This window comes from Clostridium tepidiprofundi DSM 19306, from assembly GCF_001594005.1.
Taxonomy (GTDB): Bacteria; Bacillota; Clostridia; order Clostridiales; family Clostridiaceae; genus Clostridium_AC; species Clostridium_AC tepidiprofundi.
On record NZ_LTBA01000053.1, the window covers coordinates 1 to 11,539 of the forward strand.

General features: G+C 27.1%; 16 protein-coding genes and 2 pseudogenes. 12 read left to right on the forward strand and 6 right to left on the reverse strand.

Going from position 1 to position 11,539, the window contains the following annotated elements:
* The 3 genes and pseudogenes from CLTEP_RS14920 to CLTEP_RS12160 all read left to right on the forward strand — a co-directional run.
* Positions 1-252: pseudogene (locus CLTEP_RS14920) on the forward strand (recombinase family protein); the annotation flags it as partial.
* A 113-nt stretch (positions 253-365) separates the two neighbouring features.
* On the forward strand, positions 366-641 hold the full coding sequence (locus CLTEP_RS12155; RefSeq protein WP_066827082.1) for a hypothetical protein: 276 nt from the start codon (positions 366-368) through the stop codon (positions 639-641).
* 50 nt (positions 642-691) lie between these two features.
* Positions 692-1,267 (forward strand): hypothetical protein, encoded by a 576-nt coding sequence (locus CLTEP_RS12160; RefSeq protein ID WP_066827084.1) that lies wholly within the window; start codon positions 692-694, stop codon positions 1,265-1,267.
* Between the two features lie 62 nt (positions 1,268-1,329).
* Here the strand turns inward: CLTEP_RS12160 and CLTEP_RS12165 are convergent, their stop codons facing one another.
* The 4 genes from CLTEP_RS12165 to CLTEP_RS12170 all read right to left on the reverse strand — a co-directional run bounded on the left by CLTEP_RS12165 (position 1,330) and on the right by CLTEP_RS12170 (position 2,815).
* Complete coding sequence (locus CLTEP_RS12165) at positions 1,330-1,650, reverse strand: hypothetical protein (RefSeq protein ID WP_066827087.1); 321 nt, start codon at positions 1,648-1,650, stop codon at positions 1,330-1,332.
* A gap of 41 nt (positions 1,651-1,691) precedes the next feature.
* Complete coding sequence (locus CLTEP_RS15610) at positions 1,692-1,853, reverse strand: BhlA/UviB family holin-like peptide (RefSeq protein WP_084364938.1); 162 nt, start codon at positions 1,851-1,853, stop codon at positions 1,692-1,694.
* Between the two features lie 139 nt (positions 1,854-1,992).
* Positions 1,993-2,220: an SHOCT domain-containing protein gene (locus CLTEP_RS15615; protein WP_153016330.1), complete on the reverse strand. Its 228-nt coding sequence runs from the start codon at positions 2,218-2,220 to the stop codon at positions 1,993-1,995.
* 52 nt (positions 2,221-2,272) lie between these two features.
* On the reverse strand, positions 2,273-2,815 hold the full coding sequence (locus CLTEP_RS12170) for a hypothetical protein (protein ID WP_066827089.1): 543 nt from the start codon (positions 2,813-2,815) through the stop codon (positions 2,273-2,275).
* 485 nt (positions 2,816-3,300) lie between these two features.
* On the opposite strand from CLTEP_RS12170, the gene CLTEP_RS12175 reads away from it, so the two are divergent.
* Entirely contained in the window at positions 3,301-3,618 is a 318-nt protein-coding gene (locus tag CLTEP_RS12175) for a hypothetical protein (protein ID WP_153016329.1), read from the forward strand.
* On the forward strand, positions 3,602-4,222 hold the full coding sequence (locus CLTEP_RS12180; RefSeq protein ID WP_169798788.1) for a type II TA system antitoxin MqsA family protein: 621 nt from the start codon (positions 3,602-3,604) through the stop codon (positions 4,220-4,222). The genes CLTEP_RS12175 and CLTEP_RS12180 overlap by 17 nt, the downstream gene beginning before the upstream one ends.
* Positions 4,223-4,252: 30 nt before the next feature.
* On the opposite strand, the gene CLTEP_RS12185 is transcribed toward CLTEP_RS12180, so the two are convergent.
* Positions 4,253-4,468 (reverse strand): helix-turn-helix transcriptional regulator, encoded by a 216-nt coding sequence (locus CLTEP_RS12185; RefSeq protein ID WP_066827095.1) that lies wholly within the window; start codon positions 4,466-4,468, stop codon positions 4,253-4,255.
* Between the two features lie 119 nt (positions 4,469-4,587).
* On the opposite strand from CLTEP_RS12185, the gene CLTEP_RS15250 reads away from it, so the two are divergent.
* The 6 genes and pseudogenes from CLTEP_RS15250 to CLTEP_RS12205 all read left to right on the forward strand — a co-directional run bounded on the left by CLTEP_RS15250 (position 4,588) and on the right by CLTEP_RS12205 (position 9,169).
* Positions 4,588-4,743, forward strand: a complete 156-nt coding sequence (locus CLTEP_RS15250) for a hypothetical protein (protein WP_207644330.1) — start codon at positions 4,588-4,590, stop codon at positions 4,741-4,743.
* Positions 4,744-5,158: 415 nt separating this feature from the next.
* Positions 5,159-6,382 (forward strand): MFS transporter, encoded by a 1,224-nt coding sequence (locus tag CLTEP_RS12190; RefSeq protein WP_066827097.1) that lies wholly within the window; start codon positions 5,159-5,161, stop codon positions 6,380-6,382.
* 192 nt (positions 6,383-6,574) lie between these two features.
* Positions 6,575-6,922: pseudogene (locus CLTEP_RS12195) on the forward strand (helix-turn-helix domain-containing protein); the annotation flags it as partial.
* A gap of 392 nt (positions 6,923-7,314) precedes the next feature.
* Entirely contained in the window at positions 7,315-7,446 is a 132-nt protein-coding gene (locus CLTEP_RS15480) for a hypothetical protein (protein WP_278319554.1), read from the forward strand.
* Between the two features lie 40 nt (positions 7,447-7,486).
* Positions 7,487-8,515, forward strand: a complete 1,029-nt coding sequence (locus CLTEP_RS12200) for a helix-turn-helix transcriptional regulator (protein WP_066827104.1) — start codon at positions 7,487-7,489, stop codon at positions 8,513-8,515.
* 276 nt (positions 8,516-8,791) lie between these two features.
* Positions 8,792-9,169: an SdpI family protein gene (locus CLTEP_RS12205; RefSeq protein ID WP_066827105.1), complete on the forward strand. Its 378-nt coding sequence runs from the start codon at positions 8,792-8,794 to the stop codon at positions 9,167-9,169.
* 9 nt (positions 9,170-9,178) lie between these two features.
* On the opposite strand, the gene CLTEP_RS12210 is transcribed toward CLTEP_RS12205, so the two are convergent.
* Positions 9,179-9,652, reverse strand: coding sequence for an 8-oxo-dGTP diphosphatase (locus tag CLTEP_RS12210; RefSeq protein ID WP_201786616.1), 474 nt, complete (start codon positions 9,650-9,652; stop codon positions 9,179-9,181).
* A 714-nt stretch (positions 9,653-10,366) separates the two neighbouring features.
* Here CLTEP_RS12210 and CLTEP_RS12215 point away from each other — a divergent pair.
* Entirely contained in the window at positions 10,367-11,062 is a 696-nt protein-coding gene (locus tag CLTEP_RS12215) for a Crp/Fnr family transcriptional regulator (protein WP_066827108.1), read from the forward strand.
* The last annotated feature ends 477 nt before the right edge of the window (positions 11,063-11,539 follow it).

An 11,539-nucleotide genomic window follows, 5' to 3' on the forward strand; every position in this document is an offset into this window, starting at 1 on the left:
GAGGTATTAAGTACAATTGCAGAACATGAAAGAAAAGCTATAAAAAGAAGACAAGCTGATGGAATTAAAGTGGCTAAAGAAAAGGGAATCAAGTTTGGAAGACCTAAAGTTGAAATAGATGATAAACTATTTAAAAAAGTGTACACTAAATGGAAAAATGGAAAGATTAAAGCTGTTGAAGCTATGAAAGAATTGAATTTATCTAAGCCTACTTTCTACAGAAGAGTCAAAGAATATGAGGAAAAAAGTTAAGCATTGTTAGAATACACGGAAAAATACAAGTAAAAATCAAAATCAAGATATTTTGAAATATTTTGAGGTAATATTTGTTTTATAGTATAATCATTGATGTGGAGGTTGTTGATATGGATAAAGAAATGATAGGCATTATACGAGAAGTTTTAAAAGAAGAATTAGAACCAATTAAAAAAGACATACAGATATTAAAAAATGATATAAAAGAAATTAAAAGAGGACAAAATGAAATAAAAACTATAATTAGTGAGTTAGAACCATCCAATACAAACAGGCATCTTGAATTACTTAATGAAATTAGAGAAGTAAGAAGAGATTTAAATACAGTTGAAATAGTAACATCAAAGAACTGGAATGAAATTGCAAGGTTAAAAGCAGTAAAGTAGAACCAAGTTAAAAGTATTTACTGTAAAATAAAATAGGGGGTATATGAATTGTGAAACTAAAAATACTTATATTTTTAATCTTAGGTATATTTATAGGTTCTATTAGTACTTATAGTATATTTAGAAATTATGATAAGGAAAAACATAATGTTAAAATAGATAGTATTTCCCAAATAGATATATGTAATCCTATTTCTCAAGAATATATTTTGCAGCAATTGAAAAATAAAAGAATTTCAAAATCACAAATACCCGATATTGTTTCAATAAATATTTGTATAGATATTCCATATAGTAATGGAGGTACATATAATTCTTGGAAAATTCCTACAGGATGGGAGCAATTTATATATAAAAATGCTAATTCAGAAAAACTAGATAAGTTCAGTGAAAGTAGATTTTTATATATTACATTACAAGGAGTTGTATTTTTGTATTTACCACCAGCGGGAAGATATTGGTCTCCAATTCCTGAATTTGGGGATATTCCTCCAGGTTCCGTAATTGTTGGACAACATGTCCCTATTAAAGTAGCAGTAGATGGAGGTATTCTACCTGTTTACCATGGGCAAGCATATACTACTCTTCAATCTTTGCCTAAAAAATGGAAAGATATACTTAAATAGAAAATGAGATTATTTTTTTAAAATAATCTCATTTTCTATTTCCTACGTTACACATATTAAGTTTAATATATATAATTGTAAGAATCTTTCCATCCAGAATCATAAACTATGTTTATTAATTCTTGCCCAGTTTGTGTTTGAGTACCTGAAAAATAATGGCCTTCATCCCATGGTGATGATCCAAGTGATTCAAGTACTGAATATAATGCTTGGGTTTTATAATATTCCACTTGGCCAGATGTAGGTGAATTTGGTATATCATTTATACCATAATGTTTTATTCCGATTGCATTTATTGTAAGATTGCTATCATTCTTTGTAATAGCAGTCTTTCCTGAAACATCATAGCCAGTATCATATTCATTTAAATTTTTGCAAGACATTTTTCAGCCGACTGTTTAATTTGTCTTACACTATATAAAGTCTAAATTAGGTGCAAAAATGGAAACCTATATTTGAAAAAAATTAATTTTTTATTAAAGACGTAATTTTTAATATCTTCAACGTCTTTCTTTACATCTTCAACAATATTAAATTTATCAGTAAGCTTTGAAATGATTTTGATTTGAATAAAAAATAAAACCACAGTATGAAATCATTTCATACTGTGGTTTATCAAGTTTTTATTGTTTTATGATTTTATAGTTGGGGTATAAATGCTATTAATATGTATTTGCGCCTATATTACGCTTAAAAATATTCTAAAGTAGTTTTATTTAGAAGGCTTATATGGACTTATATAAGCCTTCCGACAGCATTTCTTTCTTAGATTCATATTCATCATTTGTCAAAATACCTAAATCTCGTAATTCAGAAAGCTTTTTTAACTGCTCATCTACAAAGTGTTGTTCTTCTTCATTTGTTGATTTAGTAAAATTTTCAGCAGTTTCTTCTTCCTCGTCTTCTTCTTTAGTTTCAACTTTATCCCAGCCTAATAATAAGTTCTTTCTAATTCATCAAAATCATAATTTTTTTACTCAGAATTACAAAATCTATACAATTAGCTTATTTAGGTAAATGAGAATCTATATACTCATATTTTTTTAACCATTCATTATTTCTAAAATTATCAAAATAATTTTCTGACTTAGGAGTACTCCTATAATCTAAAATAATTCTATACAATTCCATAGCTTTTTTTATATTTTCTCTTTCTTCTTCACTTATTTTTTGAACATTACTTATATCTCTTAGTGTATAATTAAGTGGCCTAACTAAAAAATATACAGAACTAATCTTAAAATTATATTTTTTTCCTGTTTTATATTTTGCATAAATATTTAATTGTTGAATATTCAATAAAATTATTTCCGCTCTTTTAGAATATAATTGCTCTTCATACTCCTCTACGTATCCTTCTTTTAAAATTTTTTCTGATAATTCATAATTTTCGGATGCATTTCTATCTAGCGTAGTATAAATATTACTAGTATTTGCTTTCATGCAATTTGCTAAAAATTTAATTTCTTTATAACTAAAAGAAAATAATAATATTATTAAAATAATCAGTATGTATGTCCATTTTGTTGATTTAATTTTACTTTTCAAAACTACCACTCCTAAATATTCATTTCATTATAACTATTTACATTTTTAATAAATAGTGTATATTTTTTATGTAATCAATTCAAAATTTGCATAAATAAGGGAAGTTATAATAAAAAAATTTCCAAAATTTTTATTGTTTATATTTATTTTATCATTATTCAATTTTCTTGTAAATGTATTTGTAGCAAATAAAAATAATGTCAAAATATGCAGATATATTAAAATTTGCAAAGGGTTTAGATTTAAAACTTACGTTACAGTCCAATGGAAATCACTTAAGTGATGAGAAATATTGTAAAGAATTGTGCAAATATATATAAATTACTTTATAATTGCTTTGCATGGATTATCTGAGGATATTCATGATAAGATTACTAGATGTAAAGGTGTTTTTACCAAAACAGTACAAGGACTTAAAAATTTAAAGAAATTATCAATAATTGAATAAATCATACCAATATTTTAAAGTAGAGTTATTATATTACTTGGAATTAGATGAAGAGGCAAAATGGAATCAACTTTTTCAACAAGGGAATAAGCATGAAAAGCAATATCGTGAGACTATATCAAATCAATTTGAATACAGTAAGTTAAGTTTAGATTGTGATGATAATTTTATTTTAGATTTAGCTACAGTTGTTATGCTTTTAGTCAAAAGTGCTAGAAAACGTTCAAAAATTCCTGAAAAAATCATGACTGAGATATCTAGAAAGGTAATTACTATAAGACCAAATAGAAAATTCGAAAGACGGATGACTGTAAGAGCTAATAAACATTCCGTAAATAATAAACGCTTATTATAAATATTTACATAATCAAAAAAATAAAGAAATTCGTGGTAAAGATATTAAATATACAGCTAAGGTTGCTTACTGTAATGAATGCCAAAGTGAAATTTTTATCTCTGAGTTAAGAGATAAAAATCTAGAGTCGCTTGATAGAAATTATAGATTGAGTGAAGAGTTAATTCAGGTATCTGAAATCAAAGAGGTACTTGAGAAATATGATATTGGAAAAAGACCGTTATCATTGGTACTTGGTTGGGGTAAAGGAACCTTAAGTAGATATGTAGACGGTGATATCCCGACTAGACAGTATTCGGATGTTTTGAAAAGAGTAAAAAATGATCCTGAATTTATGTTAGAACTACTTGAGAAAGCAGTTATTGATGCTGTAATATTAAATTTCGGCTGTTATAGTGGTAGAATTCTTGAAAATATGACTCATGCAGAACGACCATGGAGAGAAACTAGAAATGGATTAGAAGATCATGAGCCATCAGATAGAATTATTGAGAAACATTTAATTGAAAGCTACTTTAAACAAATTCGCGAAAAATACAATATGATAAATGTTTCAGATATCCGTGATTATAGTAGAGATCTTTTTGAAAAAATATATCATTAAGTTTTACATGAGAGGAATGGAAGTAATTTACTAAACTTTCTCTCCACCTTCAAAAATAAAATAACCTTCAAAACGACATTCAAGAGCTTCAGCAATCTGCTGGAGTTCTTTTTCTGAGAAATTATCTCGGTTTAATTTATTTGTTAAGTTTTGACGAGACGTACCAATGGAGGTTGCTAAATTACTGATTGTCATTTTTTTTCGTCTAAGTACAATACGAATTTTTTCGCCCATTGAAAAAGCCATAAAATCACACCTTACAAAGATTGGAAGTGAAACGAACAATCTTTGTAGCTTGTTTTATAAGACAAGTGACTTCTTACAATTTATAAAGATTAAGAGTGAAATGAACAATTTTCGTTGCTTTGAATTTATCAAATAAATATGATAGTATAACAAGTGAAAGAATGGATTTATATGGTGAAAAAATACAAACTATTGCAATAGTTCAGGTATTGATTAGTAATCCATATGTTCTTATATTTGATGGACCTATTTTTAAACATAGTATTTATGTTTAAAAGTACAATAATGACATAGTTGAGGGTAGAGAACGAAAAGAAACATAATAATTACTATAGCACTATTGTTTGTAGTAATATTGACTGTCGTATTGTTGAAGAACAATGATGAAAGTAAATTAAATTTAAAAATGAGCTTAAAAGAGAGATAGATTCTTGTGAAATTGATAGTGTTGGTTAATTAGTAAATAATTATTAGGAATCACACATAGAATTCAGAAAGTTTAATGGAACTTACACTGTAGGAAAACATGACGGTAAAAAGGGAGATGTGTTTGAATTTTTAGGGAAATATGAAAAGTTTAATATTTTAAAGGAAAGGGAGCTACTAAAAGAAATAAAAATAGAGTAGATTATTATATGGAAGCTATGCTTAAATTTATTAAATACATTAGTCAATATAACGGAGGAATATATGAAAACAACAACGTTAATCAAGAATAGACCTTATATGTTATATATTACCAATATATTTTTGTCATATATAGGTAATAAATTAACATTTTTAGCCATAATTCAATTAATGATGTATACGCAACATAAAGTTTTTGGAGTAGCAACTGTAACTTTAATAAGATTATTACCTATAATTGTTTTTTCAACAATTGCAAGTAAAATGTCAAAAAAATACAAAGATTCTACAATATTGTTATTAGGAGATATTGTAGAAGGAATAACAGTAGTATTAATAGTTTTTTCTAGAAACCCTATATTTGTTTTGGGAATATTTACTATAAATTCTATAATTGATGTTTTTGCTGATGTTTCTAGTTTTTCTTTTTATGACAAACTATTAAAACGAGAAGAAGTTAATTCTGCAAATTCTATACTTAGATTTGTTCAGAGCATTGTGAGTATCATAGGCCCAATTATAGCTGTAATTATTTTAAGTACTTTTGGAATGACGGTTGCTTTGATAATAGACTCTTTAACTTTCTTTATTGGTGCTTTAACTACTGTTATAATTAAATATTATTATAAAATAAAAGAAGACATAGTAATAAAAGAAGAATCAATAGAAAAGAAGAAGTCAAAAAAATTAAAGACACTCCATTATATTAATCAAAATTATAAACTTAAATATATGTTTTTAATATTAATTATTACTGTATTTCTTACAGAAAATCAGGCACCATTTATGTATGTGTTTGGCGAAGAGCATTTAGGAGTAGATATTTCCGTATCAGGAATGTTTATTTCTGCAATTGGTGTAGGGTCGGCAATAGCAAGTCTTATATTACTTAAATTCGATAAATTTATGTTGGATCTAGAGGTGATTTTTTATTCTGTGATTATTGATGGAATAGCTTTAATTATTCTTAGTAGTAGTAAAAACATCATAATGGCATTTTTAGCATTTGGGATTTTTGGAGTTACTGGTTCAATATTTTTTATATCAATGAGAAATTTAATACAGCTAGAAGTTCCTTCAGAAAGGATTTCAGAAGTTTATGCGTTTAGATTTTCAAGTACGTCTTTAGTCAAGATAATTTCGATTTTAATAGGAGCTGTATTAGTAAACAATTTAATTACAGTCACTCAGCTATTTATGATATCTGGTTTAATAGAAACATTTTTAGCTATTATTATGTTAATTAGTTTGAAAAATTATATAAAAAAACGAGTCGATAATGTTTAATTAAGGTAGTCTATTTTCAAATTATTGATGTTATGAAAAATACCCGACATACAGTTGGCGGGTATTTTATTGTATAGTAGTATATATCTTTAACGCAACTAGCAGAAGTCTCCCATCTTCTATAAGTGGGAGATGAATGCGTAAAAAACAACTTGCATATTCAAAATCAAGGGAAGAAATGAGGTGAAGGAGTTGCTAAAAGCTTATAAATATAGAATATATCCAAATTCAGAACAAAATAAAGATTTAGATATAAAGAAAGTAAAATATCCAACTCCTGCCCAATATAAAAAAGAATTCCCTTGGCTAAAAGAAGTTGATAGTTTAGCTTTAGCTAATGCTCAAATAAGCTTAAATAAAGCATATAAAAATTTCTTTAGAGATAAGTCCATAGGGTTTCCTAAATTCAAAAGTAAAAAAAGTAATTATTATAGTTATACAACCAACAATCAAAAAGGAACGGTATATATTCAGAATAGTAGAATAAATCTTCCAAAATTAAAATCTATGATTAAAATAAAACAACATAGAGAGTTCAACGAAGTAAGTGGATGGTAGTTCACGAAAGGTAATTAATAGTGTATCAGTAAGAATAGAAAAAATCCGTTGAAGTAAGAAGGCACAAAGCATAGAATCTAATTTATGCTCACGTGGACGGCCAGTAGATGCGTAATACGCATCGTGAAAAGAAAAAGGAATAAACTCATCAAGGTTAATGTCAAAGGTGTATGGTGTTGAAAATTGATTGAAAATTTAGAAAAAAATAATGATGCAGGTATTAAATATCATCAAGAAGATGATATACTAGAAAGTGAAGAAACAATTATCAATCTTATAAAAGAGTGAAGTAATAAATAGTATGAATATCATTGAGATAACAAAAGCTGTAAAGGGTGTTGGGAAACAAGCAAATTATCTAGTGCAGCACTAGATTGTTTAGCAAAGGAGAACTAGGGATTCATAGCAAGAAAAATACACATAAAAGATATGATTTTATAGAAAATTTACTGCCATATGATCTTGATGGTATTTATGAAGCAGGTCTAGATAGACTACTAAAATAAACTAACTAATGAAATAGAAAATTAGAGAAAGGAGCAAAGATTGAAAATTCAACGGTTACTTGCTATTGTTACTTATCTTTTGAATAGAGATTTAGTTACTTGCAAAGAACTATCAGAAAAATTTGAGGTATCTGAGAGAACTATACAACGTGATATAGATTATATTAATATGGCAGGTATTCCCATAGTATCCATACGTGGTATAAATGGGGGGTATAAAATTCTTGATAGCTATAGAGTTTCAAAGCAAACTGCTGGAGATGAAGATTTATTATCCATTCAATTAGCTCTAGAAGCACTTTTTTCTGCTATGAATAGAAAAAACGTTGAACGAACCCTGGAAAAAATAAAAAGTATAAGTACGAGTAAATCCAATGATATTGCAATTGATTTTAGCGTGGTTGGAGAAAATAAAAAACTCCAAAGTGATGTTGAACTGATTTTAGAAGCCATTAATATAAAAAAATCCATTACCTTTGATTACACGAATGCTCAGGGGAAAGAATCATCAAAATATATTGAACCGATTTCTTTACAGTTTAAATGGTATACATGGTATTTTGTTGGTTATGATCCCAAAAATAAACGCTACCAAATATTTAAAATAATAAGATTAAAGAATCTAAAGATTGGTCAGAATGATTTTAGTATGGAGCATAATCAAGACAAATATAATTTTGAATCAATAATGAGACAAGATGATAGGGAATTAATGACTATTCAATTTGAATGTTGTAATGATACTATTCCTAAAATTAAGGAGTATATTCCAAGTATTACTGTGCTTGAAGAGCTAAGTAATGTATCTATATTCGAAATGGTTGTTCCCGAAGGTGAATTCTTTTGGTTCTCAATACTGTTTAGCTTAGGGGATGGAATAAAAATATTAACGCCTAGAAGTCTTCAAATTCAGTTTAAGAATTGTGCACAAAAAATGGAAGAAGTATTTAAGAGATATTTTGTTGATGGTTATCCAGCAAGAAAGACAATTCAGACTGAGTTTGCACATATTGGAGGAGAAAAAGGCTTGAGAATTCAAATTGATGGTATAGCGTATTGTGGGCATTGAAATATATAGAAGAGTTTACTAGTTGTATTGCATAAACTACAAGTTAGAAATAACTTATATTGGGGTTAGCACACCATTATTTATCAATAGCAACTAGAAGAATTGATAAAATTGAACCTTTTTCGAATGGATTGGTAGCATAAACTTGGGATGGATGGTTAAGTGATCTAGAAAAAACTAATATGAGTTTATGCTGATTTAGAAGAAGCTATAAAGAAGGCTAAACCAGGAGCAGTTGAAATTGTCTAATAGAGAAGTTTAAGGTGGAATTTGATTATGAAAGATATTATTTTTTCTTATGTTATTTGTTTGGCTACACCATTAGTTATGTTGGTGGGTGGGATTATATGCAAAAATGTAAAATTGAAAATAAATCATTTCGTTGGATATCGCACTAAAACTTCCATGAGAAATGAGGATACATGGAAGTTTGCTAATCATTATTTGGGTAAACTTTGGATAATTATTGGTTTGCTAATGACAATTTTTTCAAGCATTCTATTGACATATATCTATTCAAAAACAGGTAAAATATCTGGAATGTTATGTTTGGGGTTTATAATTTCTCAATCATTGGTAGTTCTAATTAGTGTCTTTTCTGTAGAAAAAAAATTAAAAGAAAAATTTAATACAAGTGCAGATAAAACAAAATAAATATGATTCTTATATGATTCTTAATTCATCTGTATGATTGCTATTCCATTTAGCAAATGCTTCATGATGCTCGTCGCTAAAAAATAATTGCAGGTACTTATCCATATTAGGAGCCAAATTCATTGTTAGCAATTCATCTGAATTTACCCAAAAAACTTTGCCTTCTTCTGTTTCATTTAACATTTCACCAGAATATTTATTTGTTTTATAAAGAAAACACATCCATCTTTCGCTGTTATCTGTATTGTAGTAATTAATAATTCCTGCATATTCTAAATCAGTTACATCAAGCCCCGTTTCTTCTTTGACCTCTCGAATAGCTGACTCAATGAAACTTTCACCAAACTCTATATGCCCCCCAGGAAATGTTATACCTCCCCATCCATCATCTGCAACTTTATCTTGAACTAATATCGTATTATTTTCTTTATTGTAGACCATGCACATATTATATAATTTATAGTCAGCCATTATCTTTTCCACCTTTCACCCCAGGGGTGTAAATTTTTCTATTTAATACCATTCCATAAGTATAGCTTCAGATTCTAATACTGATTCATTAAGCATATATACACTCTGCATATATAGTATACTTTAATATATTGTTTATATCAACAAATTCTGCAAAAATTTCGAAACAATATCAATATAAACTGTGATTAAAGGGACGGTTAACAAGAATTAGTTTACAAAGTAATGAGATAAGCTAGTTACGTCATTTACTAAATTTTATTTCTGAATTTTGTTTTAACTTCAATTCATAATATGCAATATATATATTTAATATACATGATTAAACCACAATAAGCTATGGATAAATTTCAAATATACAATATATAGTATTTATGAAATTGATTCTTATGCATATATAGTGATGAGTTTCTTTTTAAAATACTTTCTGTGGGATAACCATATACATGTATTTTGTATTAATATTCACTATAAAAATCTCTACATGCTGCATTTTTTCGTTGTAATATATATGATAAAAATCTAAATTACGAATTGAAGTTGTTTTAATTTAAACATTGTTTTATTTTTTACACTATACTATAATTTATATATATTACGAATTTTTTTAGAATGTATAATTTTCTAAATTAAAATATGAATTTTATAATTTGGAGATATGATTGGCAAAATAAAATGTAATTTTGATAAGAATTTATGATAGAATTCTGTATTAAGGAGTATTATATGTATACTAAATGGTTGAATGCATTAAAAAAAACTAATTTATTTGAAAATATAGAGGATGATGAACTAAAAAGAATGCTATTTTGTTTAAAACCTAAAATTATGGCTTATAAAAGGAAGGAATTTATAACTATTGCAGAAGATAATTTTACAGGGATAGGAATTGTACTTCAAGGTGAAGTAATAATATCAAAGGAAAATGCACTAGGGGATAAAGCAATCATGGCAAAATTAGAAGAGGGTAATGTATTCGGAGAAATGATTGCTTTTTCAGATAGGTCAAAATGGCATGTTACAATAATTGCTTCCAAAAATTGTACTGTGTTATTTTTACCAGCTGAAAAGATTATAGGTAATTGTCCTAGAATGTGTATAGGACATAAAGTGTTGATACAGAATATGCTCAAAATAGTATCACAGAAAGCACTTGGACTTGATAGAAAGATTGAGTATTTAACCATGAAAAGTATAAGAAATAAAATAAGCAGTTATTTATTAGAACAGTATAATATTAAAGGAAAAAGTAAGTTTAGTATACCTTTAAAGAGAAATGAGTTAGCCGAATTTTTAAACGTTTCTAGGCCGTCGTTGTCTAGAGAACTCATAAAAATGCGAAAAGAAGGTATTATTGAATTTTATAAGTCCTCGTTTGAAATTATTGATTTGGAAAAGTTAAAATTAGGGACGGTTAACTAGAAAGTCAAGAAAAACCAGGGACGGTTGATTAAAAAAATACTATAAATACATTTGTAGCCAATGAATAATGTTAAAATTTTGGTAATTAGATGATAAGTTAAGTAAGTGTAGACTAAGTTTTTCTAAGATTAGTTTTGGTAAGAATTTTGTATTTGCGCCTTATCCTTTTAAAAGTGTATTCTCGCAAGTACAAACAAGAGCATGTACTAATAATGTGAAAAATTTCAAAATTTCAGAAGGTGTACAAGAAGGTATACATGTATATATATGTTTTATATAGTACTATTGATCATATTTTAAGCAATATTGACGATATTGATGTTATAATTTTATATAATCGTAATTTTATATAAGGCACATTAAAAAAATAAATAAGTCAGTTTACAATAATAGGAATTACCAATTATGAACTACTCAAAATGTATACCTAAATAATCTTAAACAACAGTGTAATTTAGTGTATTTTTCTATTTTGAG